This is a genomic window from Pseudomonas sp. MF6767 (genome assembly GCF_016405475.1).
GTDB lineage: Bacteria > Pseudomonadota > Gammaproteobacteria > Pseudomonadales > Pseudomonadaceae > Aquipseudomonas > Aquipseudomonas paracarnis.
The window spans coordinates 286,831-309,847 of sequence record NZ_JAEKCY010000001.1 but is presented as its reverse complement, the minus strand read 5'-3'; the positions used below and the strand labels follow the sequence as shown (position 1 = coordinate 309,847).

21 protein-coding genes are annotated in these 23,017 nt (G+C 61.1%); 13 read left to right on the top strand and 8 right to left on the bottom strand.

The genetic code is table 11. The annotated features are described in order from the left end of the window. The first annotated feature begins 66 nt into the window (after nucleotides 1-66). Nucleotides 67-975, top strand: a complete 909-nt coding sequence (locus JFT58_RS01420; RefSeq protein ID WP_198834278.1) for an AraC family transcriptional regulator — start codon at nucleotides 67-69, stop codon at nucleotides 973-975. Nucleotides 976-1,084: 109 nt separating this feature from the next. Here the strand turns inward: JFT58_RS01420 and JFT58_RS01415 are convergent, their stop codons facing one another. After that, nucleotides 1,085-3,439, bottom strand: a complete 2,355-nt coding sequence (locus JFT58_RS01415) for a penicillin acylase family protein (RefSeq protein ID WP_054895978.1) — start codon at nucleotides 3,437-3,439, stop codon at nucleotides 1,085-1,087. Nucleotides 3,440-3,465: 26 nt separating this feature from the next. Further along, nucleotides 3,466-4,041 (bottom strand): DUF6436 domain-containing protein, encoded by a 576-nt coding sequence (locus JFT58_RS01410; protein WP_054895977.1) that lies wholly within the window; start codon nucleotides 4,039-4,041, stop codon nucleotides 3,466-3,468. Nucleotides 4,042-4,139: 98 nt separating this feature from the next. Here JFT58_RS01410 and JFT58_RS01405 point away from each other — a divergent pair, with 98 nt between their 5' ends. Further along, on the top strand, nucleotides 4,140-5,081 hold the full coding sequence (locus JFT58_RS01405) for an alpha/beta hydrolase (RefSeq protein ID WP_054896031.1): 942 nt from the start codon (nucleotides 4,140-4,142) through the stop codon (nucleotides 5,079-5,081). An 86-nt stretch (nucleotides 5,082-5,167) separates the two neighbouring features. Here the strand turns inward: JFT58_RS01405 and JFT58_RS01400 are convergent, their stop codons facing one another. Beyond that, nucleotides 5,168-5,920: a DUF2059 domain-containing protein gene (locus JFT58_RS01400; protein WP_003195224.1), complete on the bottom strand. Its 753-nt coding sequence runs from the start codon at nucleotides 5,918-5,920 to the stop codon at nucleotides 5,168-5,170. 131 nt (nucleotides 5,921-6,051) lie between these two features. On the opposite strand from JFT58_RS01400, the gene JFT58_RS01395 reads away from it, so the two are divergent. Both JFT58_RS01395 and JFT58_RS01390 read left to right on the top strand, forming a co-directional pair. Further along, entirely contained in the window at nucleotides 6,052-6,684 is a 633-nt protein-coding gene (locus JFT58_RS01395; protein WP_054895976.1) for a 2OG-Fe(II) oxygenase, read from the top strand. A gap of 2 nt (nucleotides 6,685-6,686) precedes the next feature. Next, a complete protein-coding gene (locus JFT58_RS01390) occupies nucleotides 6,687-7,169 on the top strand; it encodes a DUF523 domain-containing protein (protein ID WP_034128986.1) in 483 nt (160 codons plus the stop codon). Between the two features lie 108 nt (nucleotides 7,170-7,277). Here JFT58_RS01390 and JFT58_RS01385 read toward each other — a convergent pair whose 3' ends face one another. Continuing rightward, a complete protein-coding gene (locus JFT58_RS01385) occupies nucleotides 7,278-7,751 on the bottom strand; it encodes a transporter substrate-binding domain-containing protein (RefSeq protein WP_054895975.1) in 474 nt (157 codons plus the stop codon). A 134-nt stretch (nucleotides 7,752-7,885) separates the two neighbouring features. Here JFT58_RS01385 and JFT58_RS01380 point away from each other — a divergent pair, with 134 nt between their 5' ends. After that, on the top strand, nucleotides 7,886-8,326 hold the full coding sequence (locus tag JFT58_RS01380) for a DUF4399 domain-containing protein (protein WP_034128985.1): 441 nt from the start codon (nucleotides 7,886-7,888) through the stop codon (nucleotides 8,324-8,326). A gap of 135 nt (nucleotides 8,327-8,461) precedes the next feature. Here the strand turns inward: JFT58_RS01380 and serA are convergent, their stop codons facing one another. Continuing rightward, entirely contained in the window at nucleotides 8,462-9,691 is a 1,230-nt protein-coding gene (serA, locus tag JFT58_RS01375; RefSeq protein WP_003195214.1) for a phosphoglycerate dehydrogenase, read from the bottom strand. Nucleotides 9,692-9,896: 205 nt separating this feature from the next. Between serA and JFT58_RS01370 the strand changes: the two genes are divergently transcribed. From JFT58_RS01370 to JFT58_RS01355, 4 genes are all read left to right on the top strand, one after another. Beyond that, the gene (locus JFT58_RS01370; protein WP_005792341.1) at nucleotides 9,897-11,291 is read left to right on the top strand and encodes an FAD-binding oxidoreductase; all 1,395 of its coding nucleotides are present in this window, start codon (nucleotides 9,897-9,899) and stop codon (nucleotides 11,289-11,291) included. A gap of 22 nt (nucleotides 11,292-11,313) precedes the next feature. Next, nucleotides 11,314-11,979, top strand: a complete 666-nt coding sequence (locus JFT58_RS01365) for a fumarylacetoacetate hydrolase family protein (protein WP_034128983.1) — start codon at nucleotides 11,314-11,316, stop codon at nucleotides 11,977-11,979. A gap of 247 nt (nucleotides 11,980-12,226) precedes the next feature. Then, the gene (locus JFT58_RS01360; protein WP_034128982.1) at nucleotides 12,227-13,150 is read left to right on the top strand and encodes an SdiA-regulated domain-containing protein; all 924 of its coding nucleotides are present in this window, start codon (nucleotides 12,227-12,229) and stop codon (nucleotides 13,148-13,150) included. Nucleotides 13,151-13,271: 121 nt separating this feature from the next. Next, the gene (locus JFT58_RS01355; RefSeq protein WP_034128981.1) at nucleotides 13,272-14,180 is read left to right on the top strand and encodes an SdiA-regulated domain-containing protein; all 909 of its coding nucleotides are present in this window, start codon (nucleotides 13,272-13,274) and stop codon (nucleotides 14,178-14,180) included. Here the strand turns inward: JFT58_RS01355 and JFT58_RS01350 are convergent, their stop codons facing one another. Both JFT58_RS01350 and rpiA read right to left on the bottom strand, forming a co-directional pair. Continuing rightward, nucleotides 14,181-16,127 (bottom strand): autotransporter domain-containing protein, encoded by a 1,947-nt coding sequence (locus JFT58_RS01350; RefSeq protein WP_054895973.1) that lies wholly within the window; start codon nucleotides 16,125-16,127, stop codon nucleotides 14,181-14,183. 333 nt (nucleotides 16,128-16,460) lie between these two features. After that, entirely contained in the window at nucleotides 16,461-17,132 is a 672-nt protein-coding gene (gene rpiA / locus JFT58_RS01345) for a ribose-5-phosphate isomerase RpiA (RefSeq protein ID WP_003195201.1), read from the bottom strand. 138 nt (nucleotides 17,133-17,270) lie between these two features. Here rpiA and ilvA point away from each other — a divergent pair, with 138 nt between their 5' ends. Further along, nucleotides 17,271-18,785: a threonine ammonia-lyase, biosynthetic gene (ilvA, locus tag JFT58_RS01340; RefSeq protein WP_034128978.1), complete on the top strand. Its 1,515-nt coding sequence runs from the start codon at nucleotides 17,271-17,273 to the stop codon at nucleotides 18,783-18,785. A gap of 40 nt (nucleotides 18,786-18,825) precedes the next feature. Further along, on the top strand, nucleotides 18,826-19,239 hold the full coding sequence (locus tag JFT58_RS01335; protein WP_014720366.1) for a DUF2269 family protein: 414 nt from the start codon (nucleotides 18,826-18,828) through the stop codon (nucleotides 19,237-19,239). 105 nt (nucleotides 19,240-19,344) lie between these two features. On the opposite strand, the gene JFT58_RS01330 is transcribed toward JFT58_RS01335, so the two are convergent. Beyond that, a complete protein-coding gene (locus JFT58_RS01330; protein WP_054895972.1) occupies nucleotides 19,345-20,001 on the bottom strand; it encodes an HAD family hydrolase in 657 nt (218 codons plus the stop codon). A gap of 143 nt (nucleotides 20,002-20,144) precedes the next feature. Between JFT58_RS01330 and JFT58_RS01325 the strand changes: the two genes are divergently transcribed. Then, complete coding sequence (locus JFT58_RS01325; RefSeq protein ID WP_003176750.1) at nucleotides 20,145-20,624, top strand: RNA pyrophosphohydrolase; 480 nt, start codon at nucleotides 20,145-20,147, stop codon at nucleotides 20,622-20,624. 22 nt (nucleotides 20,625-20,646) lie between these two features. Next, nucleotides 20,647-22,926 carry a phosphoenolpyruvate--protein phosphotransferase gene (gene ptsP / locus JFT58_RS01320; protein ID WP_003195193.1) on the top strand — a complete coding sequence of 760 codons (2,280 nt, stop codon included), beginning with the start codon at nucleotides 20,647-20,649 and terminating at the stop codon, nucleotides 22,924-22,926. Nucleotides 22,927-23,017 lie beyond the last annotated feature (91 nt).

Below are 23,017 nucleotides of genomic sequence, written 5' to 3'. Positions count from 1 at the left end.
CAGTCTGTAGCGTTGAAGGCTACGGCTATTGTTCAATCCGCTCATTTTTTTGACCGATGCTCGCAAATGAATGCCATCGACACCCTTATCGCGCTGGCCAACCTGCGCGGCAGCCTGGATTTGCGTTGCCAGTTCCAAGGGGACTGGGCGTTGGACCATGCGCCGGAAAACCTCGGCGTGGCGCCTTATCACATCGTGCTTAGCGGCACCTGCCGCGCCGAGTTGTCTGGCGGGCAATATGTAACGTTGGAGGAGGGCGATATCCTGCTGATGCCCGGTGGCGGTACCCACTTGCTGCGCAGCCAGGGCGCGCGGATCCGCCCGATGCAGCCTCGCGTTATCGAAGGGGGTGCGCTGACCGTGCACCGTTTTGGCGGTGAACAGCCGGATGTGGATATGCTGTGTGGAAGCTTTCACTACAACCGCCAATCGCTGTTGTTCGATGCGTTGCCGGACTACCTGGTGGTGTCCAGCCGCCAGTGGCAAGGCGATGGGCAACTGGCGGCGTTGATAGCGTTGCTGCGCAGTGAAGCGGACGGGCAGCAAGTGGGTGCCCGTTCGTTTATCAATGCGCTGTCGTCAGCCCTGTTCACCTTGATCCTGCGCAGTTGGCTGAGCGACCAGGCGCCAGGGGCGGGAACCTTCGCCTTGCTCGCTGACAAGCGCTTGAGCAAGGCCTGGCAAGCCATGCTGGCCGAACCTGGGCATGAATGGACCATCGATGGTCTGGCGTCGGCGGCCAGCATGTCCCGTGCGACTTTTATGCGTGCGTTCGTCAAAGTGGCAGGTGTATCGCCCTGGGTGTTGCTCACCCAATTGCGCATGGAGATGGCGTTCAACCTGCTGCGCCAGTCACGCCTGAGCCTGATCGATATCGCCGCCCAGGTGGGTTATCAATCCCAGGCGGCGTTCAGCAAGAAATTCAAGGACACCTACGGCCAAGCGCCAGGGCGCATGCGGGCTCACACCCGATGATCATTCCCACGCTCTGCGTGGTAACGCCTCTTGGGACACTCTGCGTCCCGCTTCTAAGGGCGGACGCGGAGCGTCCATGCCTGCATTCCCACGCGGAGCGTGGGAACGATCATCGGGCGGGTAGCAGTTTCAAGGTGCCGTGGGTATTGGCCGTCACTTCCTCCTCACTGAAGTGCGCCTGCTCATACCTGCCCTCGATATAGCTCTGCGCCTGGTCGCCATAGTGCGTATCAAAGGGCACACCGCTTTGCCCCACCGGGTTGATGGTGAGGGCGTGGGCCGGGTCGGCGAAGTCGATCAGGCGCCGTGTCGACGGGCCGTAGGTCACAGGCCACGGCGCCGGGCCAATCGGGGCGGTCTGGTTGTTCGGCACTTCGTGGCTGCCCGGTGCCGGGAACGGGCCGACGTTGAAGATTTTATCCAGCGGTTTTTGCAGGCCCAGCGGGTGGCCGTGGGTCAGGGTGTGCGCCTTGCCCCACTGCCACTGTGCCGGGTCATCGCCGAACGTAGCCTTGAGGTGGGCCAGGCTATTGTCCCAGGCGAGCTTGACGGTGTCGGCCCGATTGCCGTTCCACCAGGGTGAGTCTGCCGACGCGGCCAGGCGTGGCAAGGCGGCGTCGATCACGCGGGTGCCGAGCAGGGTCTTGAACAAGGCATCGCCGAGTTTGGGGTGAAAGGTTGCGTCGCTGAGGTTGAAGAGCAACTGGTTGAACAGCGTGGCATTGGTGGAGTCCAGTGGGTAGTCACCCTTCCAGTTGGCAAGCTGTTCCACCAGTTTGAGTTGCGCCGGGTCCTTGACCACCTCGCGCAGCACCGGCAACAGCGGTGCCAGCAGGCGTGGGCCGTAGGCGGTGGTGGTGCCCAGTTGCAGGGCCTGGCTGTTGGTCACATCCCACTTCACGCTTGTGTCGCTCAACTGCGCGTTCAACTGCTGGCCGCGGTCAGCCAAGTTGTAATAACCGGGGATCGGCATGCCGGTGGGCGATGCCGGCTGGGCATTGGCGGACACCACATAGCCGCGCGGCGGGTTTTCTTCCTGGGGGTTGGCACTGAAGGGGTAGAAACCCAGCTTGTCGGCCTGGGCAGTGCTACCGTCGAGGATGAACGCCGGGTTGACGCCGGCCGGGCGGATCGGCAACTGCGCTGCCGCCCACCAGCCGATATCGCCTTTGGCATTGGCCCACACGATGTTCAGGCCTGGCGCCGACACCTTGGCGGCTGCGGCACGTGCCTTGGCCAGGGTGTCGGCACGGTTGAGCTGATAGAAGCCATCGAGGATCGGGTTTTCACTGTCCAGGAACGCCCACCACATGGCAATCGGTGTGCTGCCGGCGTTCTCACCGAGCACGTCGTTGATGATCGGGCCGTGGGGCGAACGGCGCAGGGTGAGGGTTACCGGCGCCTGGCCCTTGACCTGGATCTGCTGCTCGCTGCTGCTCATGTCCACCCATTGGTCGTGGTACCAGACCTGGTTGGGGTTGTCCGGATTGACCTTTTCGGCGATCAGGTCGAGGTCGTCGTTCTGGAACATGGTCAGGCTCCAGCCGAAGTCCAGGTTGTGCCCCAGGAACGCCACCGGTACCAGCGCGTTGTGGTAGCCGTACAACTCGAAGCCTGGCGCCGACAGCTGCGCCTCGTACCAGACCGAAGGCACCGAGAAACGGATATGAGGGTCACCCGCCAGCAACGGTTTGCCGCTTTGGGTATGGCTGCCGCTGACGGCCCAGGCATTGCTGCCTTCGAACTGCGGCAGGCCGTTGTCGGCCAGGGCCTGTTCGCTCAGGGCGGCGATGGCGCCAAGGGTCTGCCAATCGCTGGCCGCCAGGTTGAGGGCGCCCTTGGGTTGCCAGTCGAGATCGAAGACGTTCAAGTAGGCGCTGCCCAGTCGGTCGCGCACATAGGTCAGTACCGGCTCGGTGCGAAAGGCTGCGGCAAAGCTGTAGGCCATGTACCCGGCGACGCTGATGCTGTCTTCGGCGGTAAACGGGCGCTTGGCGATGCCCAGCACATCGAATTCCATGGGGCTGGCGTGGCTGTCCTGATACTGGTTGATCCCGTCCAGGTAGGCTTGCAGGGCCTTGGACGAGGCTGAGCCAGGGTCCATGTGCTCCACATAGCTCAAGGCACGCTCGCGAATGCGCAGGCTGCGAAACAGCTTATCGGTCTCCAGCAGCTTGGGCCCCAGCACCTCGGCCAGTTCGCCACGGGCCAGGCGCCGCATGATCTCCATCTGGAACAGGCGGTCCTGGGCATGCACATAGCCCAGGGCGCGGTACAGGTCGGCTTCGTTTTCGGCGCGGATATGCGGTACGCCACGGTCGTCGTAGCGCACCGTGACCGAGCCTTGCAGGTGCGCCAGCGTCACCGTGCCCTGGCGCGTGGGTTGTTTGCTGTAGACGTACCAACCGACGCCCAGGGCGACCAGCACAATCAGCACCGCAAAAACCTGCAAGACGCGCTTCATGAACATTCCTTACCAAAGTGGACGGACTACAGATCCTTAGGCCACGAACAATAGCAGCCTACCGCAAGGGTGTGAGTGGCATTCACTTCGCGTCCGGCTCCAAGGACCTTGAGGATTGGCTCGATAAAACTGTTGCTGGCGTTGCACGTCAGGCCTTCGCTGTAGGGGCCGAAATACGCCAGCTTGCCGGTGCGGTCCCAAATGCCCACGGCCGGGCTGGCGGGGATCTGGTCCGCGCCGGGCAGGGCATCGAGGACTTTCAGATGGCGCAGGTTCTCGGGCAACTGGCCGTGGCTGCCGGGTTTTTGCAGGGCATAGAACTCCACCCCTTGGGGCGCGTACTGCTCGATCAACTCGCCCAGGTGTTGCTGGTTACCGACATTGCACGGGCACGCCGGGTCCCAGAAGTGCACCAGGCGAATCGGGCCAGGGCCGCTGAGAGCTGCGGGTAGTTGCAGCGCATCGCCGGAAAATACCGCGGTGTGTTCGCTGAAGGCGCGCAGGTAGCGGCCCTGGAACCAGTCATAGGCCGCCCACAGCACCCCGGCGCAGATAACCAGGATCAGGCTGGCGAACAGGGCGTTACGGTAGGGCGGTCGCATTGGATGTATCCTCGCAGGTCGCGTAGCTTGCCATGCTTGTCCTGACAGATGAATATCGCAGCTCGATATTCATCTTCACCGCAAGTCTGGAAGCCTTTATGCCCGTCACCTTTGACCCTGATCATCTGCGCGAAAGCTTGCGCCCCCTGGTGGATGCGCAGCCGCTGTCAGCCGAGGCGAGGGTTTACCAGCGTTTCTACGGGCTCGACCTAGCCGCACGTCAGGTGCCGGCGGTGAGCCGCCTGGGGCGCTTGCAGGTGGATGGGTTCGAGGTGGTGGCCCAGGTCTGGTGGCCGCCAGCGCCAGTGGCGACGATGTTCCTGTTCCACGGTTTCTACGATCACATGGGGCTGTATCGCCATGTGGTGGATTGGGCGTTGGACCAGGGCTTCGTGGTGATCGCCTGCGACCTGCCTGGCCATGGCTTGTCCAGCGGCGCACGCGCCAGCATCGATGACTTTGCGGTGTACCAGAGCGTGGTGCAGGCCTTGTTCGTCGAGGCCAAGGCGCTGCAATTGCCGCAACCCTGGCACCTGTTCGGGCAAAGCACCGGCGGCGCCATCGTGGTGGACCATCTGCTCAACCACGGCGCCCAAAGCCCGGCCCAGGGCAAGACCTTCCTGTTGTCGCCGTTGGTGCGGCCGCGTGCCTGGGGTTGGTCGCAGGTCAGCTATTACCTGCTGCGCCCGTTCGTCAAAGGCATCGCCCGGCGTTTCAGCGATAACTCCAACGACCCTGCGTTCAAGCCGTTCCTGGAAGCCGACCCGCTGCAGCCTCGCCAATTGCCGACCGCCTGGGTGGGGTCGCTGGCGCGCTGGATCAAACGCATCGAAGCCGCACCACGCAGCCCCCGGCGCCCGGTGATCGTGCAGGGTGAGGAAGATATGACGGTGGACTGGCAGCACAATTTGCAGGTGTTGCGAGGTAAGTTCGACCGGCCTGAGGTGTTGATGCTCAAGCAGGGGCGGCATCACTTGGCCAATGAAATTCCGCAGATTCGCGAAGCATATTTTAACTTCCTCACGGATCACCTGAAATAACGCAGTCCAAATGTGGGAGCTGGCTTGCCTGCGATAGCGGTGTCACTGACACATCGCAATCGCAGGCAAGCCAGCTCCGACAGGGTTTACTGCGTCAGGCTTGAGGTGCTTTGACCAACGGCAAGCCCTGCGCGAATGGCTGCAAGGGCGGCCTGGTAATACGCCTTGCCCTCCGGCGACTCAGCAAAGGTGGCGAACTCTTCCAGCTCCGGGTCGGACAAATCCCGATAGACATACAGCAGGGTATTGTTCAAATCCTTGTCGATCTGCTGCATCAGCCGCTCGCGCTGGCCATTCAACATTCCTTGCGCCTGACCGCCGCCGAGCAGGCCTGGGATCATCTGGCTCAAGCTGTCGGCCGCCACGCCAGCAATCGCCAGGCTGACCTCGGCGCCGGCCTCGCGGGCGGGCAGGGCCTGGGCCAAGTGGCCGATGATCAGGCTGCGGGTGGCATCGGCTTCAAGTTTAGGCAGACCCTGGGCGTTTTTTGCCAGTTGGTCGCGGCGCGTGGCCAGCAACTCGGCGGCGACGATCTTGCGGCCCAGGGGCGATTGGAAAAACGCCAGGGCAGGTTTCGGGTCGGGCAAGTGCTTGCGCAATTGCGCCTCGGCACGCTGGTCCATGGCCTGGGCGGCAAAGCGTTTATTGCTGTTGTCCACCAGCGCCTGGTACACCACCGGCGGCAGGCTATTGCGGTAGCGCTGCTGGGCGGCACTGAGGGCGTCATTGAAGTGCGCACGTTGTTCAGCCCAGCCGGCGACCTTGTACAACTGGTCATGGCCGTCTGCCCAGGCGGGCAAAACGCAGAACATCAACACAGAAAAAAACAAACGACGCATAAGGACTCCTGTCAGTCGGCCACTATTGTCCGTGTCGGGCGTAGGATTTGTCGAGAAGTCCTATCAGTCACCTGACTAAAGTGTATTCAGACGCTCAACGGCGCTGTCGGATTTTCAGGCGTATGGATACTATGCGCGCCATGCAAATACCCCTCGAACACCCGCTGCTGCAACGCATCGTCGACGACTTGGCCGAAAAAGGCTGGTCGCAGCAAAATGGCTTCCTGCCCCAGGCTCTGACCCTGGAGCTGGCGGCTGAGTGCCGTAAACGTGCGGCGCAAGGTGAACTGGCACCCGCAGCAGTAGGTCGTGGGCCGGCCCAGGAGATTCGCGAGGGCATTCGCGGTGACCATATCCAGTGGTTGGAGGAGGGGGACGCGCCTATCTGCGATACCTACATGGGCGTGATGGACGGCCTGCGCCTGGCGATGAATCGCAGCCTGTTCCTGGGCCTGGAAGATTTCGAAAGCCACTTCGCGATGTATCCGCCGGGCGCGTTTTACCTCAAACATGTAGACCGTTTTCGCGACGATGACCGGCGCATGGTCTCGGCGGTGATCTACTTGAACGACGCCTGGCTGCCCGAGCATGGCGGCCAACTGCGCATGTACCTCAAGGGCGGTGTCGAATACGACGTGGTGCCCACCGGGGGCTGCCTGGTGGTATTCCTGTCGGGCGAGGTGCCTCACGAAGTCCTGCCCGCTACGCGCGAACGCCTGTCCTTGACGGGCTGGTTTCGCCGGCGGGGCAACGAGCCGTTTTAAACATGGAAAAGATTCTGGTCAGCCGCTGCCTGCTCGGGCACAAGGTGCGCTATGACGGCGGGGCCAGCGGCCCGTTCGATCAACTGGCGGCGTGGCAAGCTGAAGGTCGCGTGGTTGCCATCTGCCCGGAAGTGGCGGGCGGCTTGCCCACACCGCGGCCCTCGGCCGAAATCCCAGGCGGGCAGGGCATCGACGTGTGGGAAGGCCGCGCCCAGGTGCTGACGGCCGAGGGCGAAGACTTCACCAGCGCCTTTCTCGACGGTGCCCGCCAAGCCTTGGCGCTGGTGCAACGGCATCACATCCGCATCGCCATTCTCAAGGCCAACAGCCCATCCTGCGGCAATCTGTTGACCTATGACGGCACCTTCAGCGGGGTGAAGGTCAGTGGCGAAGGCGTTACGGCTGCGCTGCTCAAACGCCATGGTGTGCAGGTGTTCAGTGAGCTGGAGTTGCCACAGGCGGCGATTGCCCTCACGCAGCTTTAAGAAGCTTAAACAGATCAAGTGTGGGAGCTGGCTTGCCTGCGATAGCGGTCTGTCAGTTACACATAAGGTGCTGATACACCGCTATCGCAGGCAAGCCAGCTCCCACATTTATTGCGCCTTGAGCCATTTCTGCGACAGCGCCTTCAACCGGCCATCGTCCTTAACCCGCTTCAACGCCCCGTTCAAACTGGTCTTGAACGCCGGGTTGCCCTTCTGGAACGGGATCGCCAATGTCGGCTTCTGGTGATAAGGCTCACTGAAATCGAAACGATCCTCAAGCTCGGCAGTCATAGCCATATGGTTAATGGCCACGTCGTACTTGCCGGTTTCCACGCCGGAAAGCAGGTCCGCGTTATCGGTGGTGATAAACGAGGAGCGCACCTCCATTTCCTTGGCCAGCAGTTCACCCAGCTCCACTTCAAAGCCGGCGAGTTTGTCGCCCTCTTTGAAATTGTACGGCGGAGTATCGGCTTCCAGGGCGATGCGCAGTTCACCGCGATCGTTGACGTCGTCAATCAGTTCGGCATGAGCCAAGGGGCTCAGAAGAGGAAGCAACAGCAACAGGCCAGGCGAAAAGCGCATGGTCACTCCTAAAGAATTCGTACAGGCGAGGCGCCGTTCAGCAACGTTTTGTTATGGTGTCGGGTGCCTTGGACCGCAATTTATCGCGAAGTTGTCATAACCCTACAGATTTCACAGAAAAACTGGAGAAGCGAATGAAAGCCCTTTTGTCCCGTGCAACGATTGCCAGCCTTTTGCTGGGTACCTCGATGTTGGCCAGTGCCGCAGACCTTCCTCGTACGCCTGCGCCTGAAGGTGCCGAAGTGTTCATCGTCTCGCCGAAAGATGGCGCCACCGTTGATAAAACCTTCACCGTCAAATTCGGCGTCAAGAAGCTGGACCTGGAACCGATCGACAAGCAAGTGCCTAACGCCGGGCACCACCACCTGTTGGTAGACCAGAAGGTGGAGTCGCTCAACGCCAATGAGGCGATCCCGGCAACGCCTACCTCGATTCACTTCGGCAAGGCGCAGACCGAAACCGAGCTGACCCTGACGCCAGGCAAGCACACCCTGCAACTGGTGGCCGGCGACAACGTGCATCGCCAGTTTGAGCCCACTGTTGCATCGAAAGTGATCACTGTTAACGTCAAATAAAAAAACGGGAGCCCTTTGCGGGGCTCCCGTTTTTATTTGTAGGAGCGAGCTTGCTCGCGAAAATCCCAAGGGCACCGCGTTTAAACAGCTTAAACGCGTCATCGTTGACGTTCTTCGCGAGCAAGCTCGCTCCTACTAGAACAACACGCGGCTACGAATAGTGCCGTTGATGTGCTGCAGCTTCTCTTGCGCCAGGTCCGAGTACTCGGCGTCGACGTCGATCACCACGTAGCCGACCTTCTCGTTGGTCTGCAGGAACTGACCGGAGATGTTGATGCCGTTTTCCGCGAAGACCTTGTTGATCTCCATCATCACGCCAGGGATGTTCTGGTGGATGTGCAGCAGACGGTGCTTGCCCGGGTGAGCCGGCAGGGCCACTTCCGGGAAGTTGACCGACGATACCGAGGTACCGTTGTCGCTGTACTTGACCAGTTTTTCCGAGACTTCCAGGCCGATGTTGGCTTGGGCTTCAGCGGTGGAGCCGCCGATGTGCGGGGTCAGGATCACGTTGTCCAGGCCACGCAGCGGGCTTTCGAAGATGTCATCGTTGGAGCGTGGCTCCACCGGGAACACGTCGATGGCAGCGCCGATCAGGTGCTTGTCCTTGATCGCGTCGGCCAGGGCATCCAGCTCGACCACGGTGCCGCGAGCGGCGTTGATCAGGATCCCGCCTTTCTTGATCGCGCGGATTTCCTTCTCACCGATCATCCACTGGGTCTCGGCCGTTTCCGGAACGTGCAGGGTGACGATGTCGGACATGCCCAGCAGCTCGGTCAGGCTGGCCACTTGGGTGGCGTTGCCCAATGGCAGCTTGGTCAGGGTGTCGTAGAAGAACACCTGCATACCCAGGCCTTCAGCCAACACCGACAGTTGCGTGCCGATCGAGCCGTAGCCGACGATGCCCAGCTTCTTGCCGCGGATTTCGAAGGAGTTGGCCGCGCTCTTGATCCAGCCGCCACGGTGGCAGGAAGCGTTCTTCTCAGGGATACCGCGCAGCAGCAGGATGGCCTCGGCCAGCACCAGCTCCGCTACGGAACGGGTGTTGGAATACGGTGCATTGAACACCGCGATGCCGCGCTCGCGCGCTGCATTGAGGTCGACCTGGTTGGTGCCGATGCAGAAACAGCCGACAGCCACGAGTTTTTTGGCGTGGTCGAAGATCTCTTCGGTCAGCTGAGTGCGGGAGCGAATGCCGATAAAGTGCGCGTCGGCGATCTTTTCCTTGAGCTGGGCTTCCGGCAGAGAACTGGTGATGTACTCAATGCTGGTGTACCCGGCGGCTTTCAGAACGTCGACAGCCGATGGGTGGACGCCTTCCAGAAGAAGGAACTTGATCTTGCTCTTATCGAGAGAAGTCTTGCTCATCTGCGTAAACCTGTATCCCGGAGAAAATTGGCAGGGAGTCGAGCAGCGCAAGCTGACCCGGACGGCAGGAAAGCCGTCACCGCAGAAACGCCCTTTGGGTCTGTCCTGCGGGGGCGGTATGCTAGCATACGCACCCCGCTAAACACCTATTCCTGCGACGTGAAGCGTTCTCAGGATGACCATGAATTGTTCGAGAGTTCTGTCGATGACCCATCCTGCCCTGATTGATGAGCTAAAGACCCTGGTTGAGCCCGGCAAAGTGCTGACCGACGCCGACTCCCTGGAGGCTTACGGCAAGGATTGGACCAAGCACTTCGCTCCCGCACCTAGCGCCATCGTGTTCCCCAAGACCACCGAGCAGGTGCAGGCCATCGTGCGGTGGGCCAATGAGCACAAGGTGGCGCTGGTGCCATCGGGCGGGCGCACCGGTCTGTCGGCCGCTGCCGTTGCCGCCAATGGTGAAGTGGTGGTGTCGTTCGACTATATGAACCAGATCCTCGACGTGAACCTCACTGACCGCACCGCCGTGTGCCAGCCGGGTGTGGTCACCAAGCAACTGCAGAACGTCGCTGAAGAAAACGGCCTGTATTATCCGGTGGACTTCGCCTCGTCCGGTTCCAGTCAGATTGGCGGCAATATCGGCACCAATGCCGGCGGAATCAAAGTGATTCGCTACGGTATGACCCGCAACTGGGTGGCCGGCATGAAGGTCGTCACCGGCAAAGGCGATGTGCTGGAGCTGAACCGCGACCTGATCAAGAACGCCACCGGCTACGACATGCGCCAGCTGTTTATCGGCGCTGAGGGCACCCTGGGCTTTGTGGTCGAAGCCACCATGCGCCTGGACCGTGCGCCAAAGAACCTCACGGCGATGGTGCTCGGCACGACTGATTTCGACTCGATCATGCCGGTGCTGCACGCCTTCCAGAGCAAGCTGGACCTGACCGCCTTCGAATTTTTTTCCGACAAGGCCCTGGCCAAAGTCCTTGGCCGTGGCGACGTGCCGGCGCCGTTCGAAACCGAGTGCCCGTTCTACGCATTGCTGGAATTTGAAGCCACCACCGAAGAAGTCGCCAACCACGCTCTGGAAACTTTCGAACATTGCGTGGAGCAGGGCTGGGTGCTGGATGGCGTGATGAGCCAGAGCGAAACCCAACTGCACAACCTGTGGAAACTGCGCGAGTACATCTCCGAAACCATTTCCCACTGGACGCCGTACAAGAACGACATCTCGGTGACCGTGTCGAAAGTGCCAGCGTTCCTGAGCGAAATTGACGCGATCGTCGGTGAACACTACCCGGACTTCGAAATCGTCTGGTTCGGCCATATCGGTGACGGCAACCTGCACCTGAACATCCTCAAGCCGGAAAACCTGAGCAAAGACGAGTTCTTTGCCAAGTGCGCCACCGTGAACAAGTGGGTATTCGAGACCGTCGCCAAGTACAACGGCTCGATCTCCGCCGAGCACGGCGTGGGCATGACCAAGCGCGATTACCTGACCTACAGCCGTTCACCGGTTGAAATCGAATACATGAAGGCCGTCAAAGCCGTGTTCGACCCTAACGGGATCATGAACCCTGGCAAGATCTTCGCTGTTTAATCGCACCTGAAGGAGTCGTTCCATGAGCTACCAGCACAAGTATGTCGACGGCACCAACATCCACTTCCCGGTGGGTAAAGTGGTGTGCATCGGGCGTAACTACGCCGAACACGCCAAGGAACTGGACAACCCGGTGCCCACCGAGCCGCTGCTGTTCATCAAGCCGGGCAGCTGCGTGGTGCCGTTGGAAGGCGGCTTTGCCATTCCGACCGAACGCGGTTCGGTGCACTACGAAGCGGAAATCGCCGTGTTGATCGGCAAGCCTTTGTCCGCCAAGCCGAGCCGGGAAGAAGTGCTGGACGCCATCTCGGGCTTCGCCCCGGCCCTGGACCTGACCCTGCGCGACAAACAGGCCGAGCTCAAAGCCAAGGGCCTGCCGTGGGAAATCGCCAAGTCTTTCGATGGCGCGGCGGTGATTGCCCCCTTCGTGGTCAGCAGTACCTTTGCAGACGTGACCGATATCGGCATTCGCCTGAGCATCAACGGTGAAGTGCGCCAGGACGGCAACAGCGCGCAGATGCTCAACCCGATTGTGCCGATGATTCAGTACATGGCGGGTTGCTTCTCCCTGCAGGCGGGCGACGTGATCCTGACCGGCACCCCGGCGGGCGTTGGCCCGTTGAATGTGGGGGATGAAGTGGTGTTGGAGCTGGCGGGTGTCAATCGCTTCGAAAGTGTTGTGCGCTAAATCACTGCCAAACTGCAATTAAACTGTGGGAGCGGGCTCGCCCGCGATGGCAGTGTGACAGTCACTGAATAGTTGACTGAACGCCCTCAATCGCGGGCAAGCCCGCTCCCACAGTTGTTTGTGTACATCTGCAGGATCCGGCGTTTTGCATTTTTTTCACACGCCATCCGGATAATTCCCTGCTCTTGCGCGCGGGGCCTTGAATCCTGTGCTATCCCCTACGGCTCACTTTCCGGAAAAGCGCTCAATGGTCGTGCCTTTGCCCACTTCGAAAACCTCGCTCCGCTCCCGCTTGTCCATGCGCTGGTATTCCTGGGTGTTCTTGGCCGGTGCCATTTTGTATGGCGTGGCCTGGGCCATGCACTGGGACGATCGCGGTCTGCTGTGGGTGCTGGAGCGTTTCGAGAGTTCGGCTGAGCGCCGGGAGAGTGTGTGGCTGCCCGACTATCACGCGGTGATCGACGCCAAGTTGCTGCCCGGTATGGAGAAGGATGAGGCTTCGGACCTGTCCTACAACCCTCAGACCAAAACCCTGTTTTCGGTGATGGGCAAGAACCCCTTCCTGGTCGAGTTGAGCCTGCAAGGCGATGTGTTGCGCAAAATGCCGCTCAACGGTTGGAACAATCCGGAAGGCGTGGCGGTGATGGAAAACGGCTTGATGGCGGTGGTCGATGAACGCGATCACAGCCTGACCGTGGTCAAGGTCGACGCCGGTACTACGGCGCTGAACAAGGCCGATTTCCCCAGCCATGACCTGGGCCCGTCCAAAGATCAGAACAAAGCCTTTGAAGCCGTCACATGGGACAAGCGCAACCAGCAGCTGGTGCTGGGCGAAGAGCGTCCGCCGGCCTTGTTTACCTGGAAAAGCGATGGCAATACGCTGACCGGCGACAAGCAAAAACTGGCCAGCACCGAACTGGATGTGCGCAACCTGTCGGCCCTGTCCATCGACCCACGTACCGGGCATTTGCTGGTGCTGTCGGCCGATTCCCACCTGCTGCTGGAACTGGATGAAACGGGCGAGCAAGTCAGCTTCATGACCTTGCTTGGCGGCTTCAATGGCCTGAAAGACACGATCCCACGTGCCGAAGGCGTGACCATGGACGAGAGCGGCAATCTGTACATGGTCAGTGAGCCAAACCTGTTCTATCGCTTTGAAAAGCAGAAATAACTGACGAATTACGTCAGAGTTTTCTTTATAAACGGCATTCGCCAGGCAGTCCGGTGCGTTTAAGTTTAAATTCAGGTGACCTTGATATCTATTCGCCAGTTTTTTCTCTGAGCCCGCCCCGATGCGTCGACTTGCCCGCCCCAAACCTGCTGTTTTTATCCTGCTGTTGCTCGCCTTGGTCGCTGCCGGGCTGGTGGCACAGCAGTTCCGTCTGTTCGAACGCGCCTGGTTCAACTGGCAGGTGTGGTACCAGCCTGCGGATGAGCGCGCGATTGGCCTGGCGGATTATCGCGTCACCCTCGAAGGCCAGGTGATCGAAGGGCTCGACGACGATGTCTCGGCCCTGACCTACGACCCCGTGCGCAAAAGCCTGTTTACTGTCACCAATAAAAACGCCGAACTGGTCGAGTTGTCGCTGGAGGGCAAGATCCTGCGGCGCATTCCGCTGGTGGGCTTTGGCGATGCCGAAGCGGTGGAATTTATCAGCGACAACATCTACGTCATCAGCGATGAGCGCCAGCAGCGCTTGATCAAAGTGCATGTGGACGATGACACCACGTTCCTCGACGCCGCCGATGCGGAGCAAATGACCCTGGGCGTGCACGTTGGCGGCAACAAAGGCTTTGAAGGGTTGGCCTACGACTCGGTGGGCAAGCGCTTGTTCGTGGCCAAGGAACGCGACCCCATGCTGATCTACGAGGTGCACGGGTTTCCCCATTTCAAGCCGGAAAAAACCTATTCGGTACATGTGATAAACAACCCCAAGCGCGATGCCGGGCTGTTTGTGCGCGACCTGTCGAGCCTGCAATACGACGAGCGCAGTGGCCATCTGTTGGCGCTGTCGGATGAGTCGTTCCTGGTCTTGGAGCTGGATATTGATGGTCGCCCTCTAAGCAGTCTGTCGTTGCTTAAAGGGCGCCATGGGCTGAGCAAGCGCGTGCCCCAGGCCGAAGGGATCGCCATGGATGACGACGGCACGCTGTACATGGTCAGCGAGCCCAACCTGTTTTACGTGTTCAAGAAACCCTGATCAGAACATCCATTGCACGCCCAGCGAATAACCGGTCTGGCTGCCTTCAGCATGCCCTAGGCGGCCATTGACCTCGGCAAACACGCCCAACTGTGGGGTGATCGCCAGTTGGCTGCCGAGTTGTGCGCGAGCGAAGCTTTTATCCACTGAGCCCAGCCTGGCGGTGCGGGCCTGGCCATCGGCGCGTGCGGTGAGTTGCAGGTCGTCCAGGCGGCCGTCGGCCAATTCCTTGACCCAGGCGATGTCGCCGTAGGGCATCAGGTTCAGGCCATAGGGCAGGGCAACAGCGCCGCGCACGCGCCAGCCGAGGCTGGCTTCCAGCGAGTCGAAAGACTGCTCTTCGTACTCCAGGGCCGTGCGCAGGTTCTGCTTTTCGTGGAACTTGTCGATGCGGTAATGGCTGTAGTCCAGGCCGGCGAACGGCCCGCTCTTGATCGCGCCAAAATCAAAGTCATAGCCACCCAGCACCCGTGCGCCCAACGCCAAGGCATCGGTGTCGCCCGTCAGTTGCTGATTGAGCAGGATCGGCCCGCCATTGGCCTGGATGACCAGGTTGCGCTTGGAGTCGAAGCGCGTGTGGCCCACGCTCAGGTCACCGGCCAGCCAGCTTGGCCCGCCATCGTTGAGCAGCGCATAGACGGCTGCCTGCCAGGTGTCGCTGTCGAGCTTGCCGCGATGCTCCAATTTGTCGCGCCCATTGAGGTAGCTGAGGCTGGCGCCGATATTCAAGCTTGAAGTCAGTTGGTAGTCGCCGAGGGCATGCAGGCCCACGCGCCGGGCTTCGGGGTTGGGGGCACTGTCGAAGCCGCTGTCCGGGTTGTATTCGCCATCCACCCCGATCTCGCCATCGAAGCTTGCGACCTCGCGGCTGGCCGCTTGCAGGGTCAGCCAGCGGCGATCATGCAGGCGCACCAGGGCCTGATGCTGGCGCTGCAGGTTGTCTTGCATATTGCGCGCAACGGCACCGCCAGAAGCGGTCGAGGCCATCAGGTCGGCGTTGGTCAGTTCCAGCACCAGGCGGCTGAGCAGGCGTGAATAGTCACGCAGGCGCTGGTCGATGCGCGCCTGGCCGAACGCATCGGTCAGCACGGCTTTGTTGTCTTCGTTCGGGTCGTGCCAGGTCGAGCCGCCGGGGATTTTCGGGTTGTCGGTCTGGGTGTAGCCGTCCAGGTCGCCCAGTTCCCAGTTGGTGGCCTCTATATAAAGGATCGGGATATTCAGCGGTTCGAACGCTTCACCATCGCTGCAGCAGCCCGTGCCCTTCGGGTACTGCGGGTCGAGGCCGGGGTTGCTGAACAAGGGAATGTTCAACTCCTTGGCGATCTGGAAGGCGTGCTCGCGCAAGGAGGCCAAGGCCGGGTTGGCGGTGCTGTTCTGGCCGGCGTGGGCATACATCATGTCGCCGGTGATCAGGCTGTCGAGGTTGATCATCGCGAGCATGTTGGCGCGCTGGCTGGCGCTGAGTGAGTCGACAAAGGCACGGGAGCCGCGCAGGCCTTCTTCTTCGGCGCCGAAGCCAACGATTTGCAGGCCATTTTCCAGTGACAGGCCGCCGAGGTTCTTCGCCACCTCGGTCAACACGCTGGCGCCGGAGCCGTTGTCATCCAGGCCTTGCAGGGTCGGGCGGCCGAAGTAAGTGTCGAAGTGCGCGCCAATCACCACGTACTGGGCCTTGATACCAGCGGCAGAGGCCACCACGTTTTGCGAAGCCCGGCTGCCGTTGTTCCAGGTGAAGTCCTGGCGGCTGAAGCTATAGGCCGTGCCCATCTGGCTCTGCATCCAGTCGGCTGCCCCGGCAAAATTTGCCGTGCCTCGATATCGGCCAGGGTAGTCGTTGATCAGTTTTTCCAGGGTGGTGTTGGCGTGCTGGCCGTAATCGTAGGCCTGGGTATGCGTGGACAGCAGCGCACCGGCAACGCTGATGGCGAAGGCTAAGGGCTTTATCACAAGGTCTTCCTTGAGGTGAGGGGGACGTTCAAGCCCAGACCCTTTGCACAATGCGCGCCTCATTCCATGGGCGGCTGCGAATTGGCGCATTGTTAAACGCGTGGGTCGCGTGGCTGTAATTTGTAACGGATTGGATACCAGGCGGGGCAGGGGATGCCGTGACAGAGCGCACGGTTTTGGCGAGGAGTGCTGCGAAAAGTAGCGTTTTTGTTACATCGCTCTAGAGTCGAGCGCTAACACATGTGGGAGCTGGCTTGCCTGCGATGGCATCGCCTCGGTATCCATTGATACGCCGAGTCGTCTGCATCGCGGGCAAGCCCGGCTCCCACAGGGTCAGGCCTTGAGGGTTTTCACGCCTTCCGGGGTGCCCAGCAGCAATACATCCGCCGGGCGCGCCGCGAACAGGCCGTTGGTGACCACGCCCACAATGGCGTTGATCTGCGTCTCAAGCTCCACCGGGTTGGTGATCTGCATATTGAACACGTCGAGGATGATGTTGCCGTTGTCGGTCAACACACCTTCGCGGTACACCGGGTCGCCGCCCAGTTTCACCAGCTCGCGGGCCACATGGCTGCGGGCCATGGGGATGACTTCCACCGGCAGTGGGAACGTGCCCAGCACGGGTACCAGCTTGCTCGCGTCGGCGATGCAAATGAAGGTTTTGGCCACGGCCGCGACAATCTTCTCGCGGGTCAGGGCCGCGCCGCCGCCTTTGATCAGGTTCAGGTGCTCGTCGCTTTCATCGGCGCCGTCGACGTAGAACTCCAGGTCGCTCACGGTGTTGAGCTCGTACACCGGAATGCCATGGCCCTTGAGGCGGGCAGCGGTGGCTTCGGAACTGGCCACGGCGCCGTCGAACGCGCCCTTGTGCTGGGCCAGTGCGTCGATGAAGCAGTTGGCGGTGGAACCGGTGCCGACACCGACGATGCTCTTGTCGTCGAGCTTAGGAAGGATTAAATCGACAGCGGCCTGGGCCACTGCCTGTTTGAGTTGATCCTGGGTCATGCGGGCTCCGGAACGGGCGGGGAATTAACGAGGGCGGCGAGTATAACCCAACAAAACCTCGGGATTCGTGTGGTCGCCCGGCCAAACGCTGGGTTAGACTCCTTGGCCCTGCCCAACCCGTGAAGTAGATGCCTGCCGATGCTTGAACACTACGTCAAAAAAATCCTCACCTCGCGTGTCTACGACATCGCCGTGGAAACCCCCTTGCAGACTGCCCGCCAGCTCTCCGAGCGGCTGGGTAACAAGATTTGGCTCAAGCGCGAAGACTTGCAGCCGGTGTTCTCGTTCAAGATTCGCGGCGCCTACAACAAGCTGACCCAGCTCAGTGCCGAAGAACGTGCGCGCGGCGTCGTCACCGCGTCGGCCGGCAACCATGCCCAGGGCCTGGCCCTGGCGGCCAAGGTGCTGGGGGTCAAGGCCACCATCGTGATGCCCAAGACCACCCCGGAGATCAAGGTCGAAGGCGTGCGCTCCCGTGGCGGCAAAGTGGTGCTGCACGGTGATTCCTTCCCGGAAGCCCTGGCCTACTCGCTCAAGCTGGTCGACGAAAAAGGCTACGTGTACATCCACCCCTACGATGATCCGCACACCATTGCCGGGCAGGGCACCGTGGCGATGGAAATCCTGCGCCAGCACCCAGGGCCTCTGGACGCGATTTTCGTACCGGTGGGCGGCGGCGGTCTGATCGCCGGGATTGCGGCGTACGTGAAATACCTGCGCCCGGAGATCAAGATCATCGGCGTGGAGCCGGACGATTCCAACTGCCTGCAAGCCGCCATGGCGGCGGGCGAGCGCGTGGTATTGCCGACCGTCGGCCTCTTTGCCGACGGCGTGGCAGTGGCGCAGATCGGCCAGCACACCTTCGACATCTGCAAGGACTATGTGGATGAAGTGATCACCGTCAGCACCGATGAAATCTGTGCGGCGATCAAGGACATCTACGACGACACCCGCTCCATCACCGAGCCGGCGGGTGCGCTGGGCGTGGCCGGGATCAAAAAGTACGTCGAGACCCGCGGTGTCAGCGGCCAGACCTTTGTCGCCATCGACTCGGGCGCCAACGTCAACTTCGACCGTTTGCGCCATGTGGCCGAGCGCGCCGAACTCGGTGAAGGCCGTGAGGCCATCATCGCGGTGACCATCCCCGAGCGGCCGGGCAGCTTCAAGGCCTTCTGCGAAGCGGTGGGCAAACGCCAGATCACTGAATTCAATTACCGCTACCACTCCGGCAGCGAAGCGCACATTTTCGTCGGCGTGCAGACCCACCCGGAGAACGACCCGCGCAGCGCGTTGGTGGCCAGCCTGACCAGCCAGGGTTTCCCGGTGCTGGACCTTACCGAGAACGAACTGGCCAAGTTGCACATTCGCCATATGGTCGGCGGGCATGCTGCCAAAGTCAGCGACGAGCTGGTGTTTCGTTTCGAGTTTCCGGAGCGGCCGGGGGCGTTGTTCAACTTTCTCCACAAGCTCGGCGGGCGCTGGAACATCTCGATGTTCCACTACCGCAACCACGGCGCGGCTGACGGCCGAGTGGTGGCGGGCTTGCAAGTACCGGCGGACGAGCGCCACCTGGTGCCTGCCGCGTTGGCGCAAATCGGTTACCCGTACTGGGATGAAAGCGAAAACCCGGCTTACCAGCTGTTCCTCGGTTGAGCGACTACGCTGACTGAGCGGCCTATAAGGAATAGAGACCATGGAAACGCTGACCACCCTCAAGGTGATCCACATCACCGCCACCGTATTGCTGCTGCTCAGCGGCCTCGGCCTGGCCGTATTGGCGTGGCGTAAACGCAGCGCCGGCCCGGCCGCGACCGTGCAGCGCCCCTGGGCATTTGTATGGCTGCTGATGGGAATTTGCCTGGTGAGCATGCCCTTTACCGGATGGTGGCTGGTGCACTTGCTCGGCTGGCCATTGGGGCAAACCTGGATCTTGGGCTCCAGCATCCTCTACACCGTGGCGGCGCTGGCCTGGTTCTGGCTGGTGGCGCGGCTCAATCGGCTGCGCAAGGGCGAGGGCGGGAGCCTGAATTTCACCCTGGTGCTGGCGGTGGTCAGCCTGGTGGGGTTTGTGGCGATTGCAGGGCTCATGGGCGCCAAGCCTGTTTGAAACCGCGTCGCCTTCATCGCAGGCAAGCCAGCTCCCACACTTGACCGGATTCCAACATGAGAACAGGGTCAAAATGTGGGAGCTGGCTTGCCTGCGATAGCGTTGTCAGCTGCGCAGCGTAATCACCGGCCAACCCCGTTTCTGGGCCTCAGCACGAAGATTCGGATCCGGATCCACTGCCACCGGGTGCGTCACCTGCTCCAGCAACGGCAAATCATTCATCGAATCGCTGTAGAAGTAGCTGTCTTCCAGGCTATGCCCGGTTTCTTCCAACCAGCGGTTCAAACGCGTCACCTTGCCCTCGCGAAAGCACGGCACATCGGTGCTGCGCCCGGTATAACGGCCATCCACCATTTCGCACTCGGTGGCGATCAGAGTCTCGACGCCCAGGCGGGCGGCAATTGGCGCGGTGACGAAGCGGTTGGTGGCGGTGATGATCACCAGCTTGTCACCGGCGGCGCGGTGCTTGGCCAGCAGTTCAACGGCCTTGGGAAGCATGATGGGCTCGATGCAGTCGCGCATGTAGTCGTTGTGCCACGCGTCCAGCTGGGCCATCTCGGTGCGGCCGAGGATTTCCAGGCAGAAGTTCAAGTAGGCGGCGTTATCCAGCCGGCCGGCCAGGTAGTCCTGGTAGAACTCGTCGTTGCGGGCCTTGTAGGCTACCGCGTCGAGAATCCCGCGTTCACACAGGTAATCGCCCCAGGCGTGATCGCTGTCACCGCCCAGAAGGGTATTGTCCAAGTCGAATAAAGCCAGGCGCATTGCAGTTACTCGCTGAAAAGTCTGTAAAAAGGCGTCCAGAATACGGTCTTTTCACAAGAGTGCACATAAGGTAAGAAGCCTCGTTGCCGCTGGAACAACCTTTGTGGAACAATGCGGCGACATGCGTTTGCGAGGTTGTTGCCGTGATCGACCCCGATGGTTTCCGTCCTAATGTCGGCATTATTCTGACGAATGATGCCGGACAGGTGCTATGGGCTCGCCGAATCAACCAAGATGCCTGGCAGTTTCCTCAAGGTGGAATCAACCCCGACGAAACCCCTGAAGACGCCTTGTACCGTGAGTTGAACGAAGAAGTCGGCCTTGAGCGCGAAGATGTACAAATTCTGGCCTGTACCCGTGGCTGGTTGCGCTATCGTTTGCCGCAACGCCTGGTGCGTACCCACAGCCAACCGCTGTGCATCGGCCAGAAGCAGAAATGGTTTCTTTTGCGCCTGATCTCCAACGAGCAGCGGGTGCGGATGGATTTGACCGGTAAACCGGAGTTCGATGGCTGGCGCTGGGTCAGCTATTGGTATCCGTTGGGCCAGGTGGTGACATTCAAGCGCGAGGTTTATCGTCGCGCTCTCAAAGAGCTTGCCCCGCGCCTTTTAGCGCGCGACTGACGACGGAGTTCGACCCCGAGCCATGCTCAATACGCTGCGCAAGATCGTCCAGGAAGTTAACTCCGCCAAGGATCTCAAGGCGGCGTTGGGGATTATTGTGTTGCGCGTCAAGGAAGCCATGGGCAGCCAGGTCTGCTCGGTTTACCTGCTGGACCCCGAGACCAACCGTTTTGTGCTGATGGCCACGGAGGGCTTGAACAAGCGCTCCATCGGCAAGGTCAGCATGGCGCCCAATGAAGGTCTGGTGGGCCTGGTGGGGACGCGTGAAGAACCCCTGAACCTCGAGAACGCGGCCGATCACCCGCGTTATCGCTACTTTGCCGAAACCGGCGAAGAGCGCTACGCCTCGTTCCTTGGTGCGCCGATCATTCACCACCGCCGCGTTGTCGGCGTGTTGGTTATCCAGCAAAAAGAGCGTCGCCAGTTCGACGAAGGCGAAGAAGCCTTCCTGGTGACCATGAGCGCGCAACTGGCCGGGGTTATCGCCCACGCCGAAGCGACCGGCTCGATTCGCGGCCTGGGGCGCCAGGGCAAGGGCATCCAGGAAGCCAAGTTCGTCGGCGTACCGGGTTCGCCAGGCGCCGCGGTGGGTACCGCGGTGGTCATGCTGCCGCCAGCCGACCTCGATGTGGTGCCGGACAAGAGCGTCAGTGACATCGACGCCGAGATCAAACTGTTCAAGACCGCCCTCGAAGGCGTGCGCGCCGACATGCGCAACCTGTCGACCAAGCTGGCCACCCAGTTGCGCCCCGAAGAGCGTGCGCTGTTCGACGTGTACCAGATGATGCTCGACGACGCGTCCCTGGGTAACGAAGTCAAGACCGTGATCAAGACCGGCCAGTGGGCCCAGGGCGCGTTGCGCCAGGTGGTCACCGATCACGTCAACCGTTTCGAAATGATGGACGACGCCTACCTGCGCGAGCGGGCATCGGATGTGCGCGACCTGGGGCGCCGTCTGTTGGCGTACCTGCAGGAAGACCGCAGCACCAACATGGTCTTCCCCGATAACACCATCCTGGTCAGTGAAGAATTGACCGCCACCCAGCTTGGCGAAGTGCCTGAAGGCAAGCTGGTAGGCCTGGTCTCGGTATTGGGTTCGGGTAACTCCCACGTGGCGATCCTGGCCCGGGCCATGGGTATCCCGACGGTGATGGGCCTGGTGGACCTGCCGTACTCCAAGGTCGATGGCATCGACATGATCGTCGACGGGCATCGCGGCGAGGTGTTCACCAACCCCAGCGACGTGCTGCGCAAGCAATACGCCGAGGTGGTGGAAGAAGAGAAGCAACTGGCCCAGGGCCTGGATTCGCTGCGCGAGCTGCCGTGTGTCACCCCCGACGGCCACCGCGTACCGCTGCTGGTCAACACCGGCCTGCTGGCGGATGTAGCTCGTGCGCAACAACGCGGCGCCGAAGGGGTGGGTCTGTACCGCACCGAAGTGCCGTTCATGATCAACCAGCGTTTCCCGAGCGAGAAGGAGCAGCTGGCGATTTATCGCGAGCAATTGCAAGCCTTCCACCCGTTACCGGTGACGATGCGCAGCCTGGATATTGGCGGCGATAAGTCACTGTCCTATTTCCCCATCAAGGAAGACAACCCCTTCCTTGGCTGGCGCGGTATTCGCGTTACCCTCGACCATCCCGAAATCTTCCTCGTCCAGACCCGTGCCATGCTCAAGGCCAGCGAGGGCTTGAACAACCTGCGTATCCTGCTGCCGATGATCTCCGGCACCCATGAACTGGAAGAAGCCCTGCACCTGATCCACCGCGCCTGGGGCGAAGTGCGCGACGAAGGCGCCGATGTGCCGATGCCGCCGATTGGCGTGATGATCGAAATCCCTGCGGCGGTGTACCAGGCCAAGGAACTGGCGCGGCAGGTGGACTTCCTGTCGGTAGGCTCCAACGACCTGACCCAGTACCTGCTGGCCGTGGACCGTAACAACCCACGGGTGGCCGACCTCTACGACTACCTGCACCCGGCGGTGCTGCAAGCGCTGCAACACGTGGTGCGCGACGCCCATGCCGAAGGCAAGCCGGTGAGTATCTGCGGCGAAATGGCCGGTGACCCGGCGGCGGCGGTGCTGTTAATGGCGATGGGCTTTGACAGCCTGTCGATGAACGCCACCAACTTGCCGAAAGTGAAGTGGATGCTGCGCCAGGTGGAATTGAGCAGGGCCAAGGATTTGCTCGCCGAGTTGATGACCATCGACAACCCGCAGGTTATCCACAGCTCGCTGCAATTGGCGCTGAAAAACCTGGGATTGACCCGGATGATCAACCCGGCCTCGGCCAAAACCCTGTAGAAGCGAGCTTCTAGCAGATCGTTCCCGCGCTCTGCGTGGGAATGCAGCCCTGGACGCTCCGCGTCGGCTTTTAGAGCGTGACGCAGAGCGT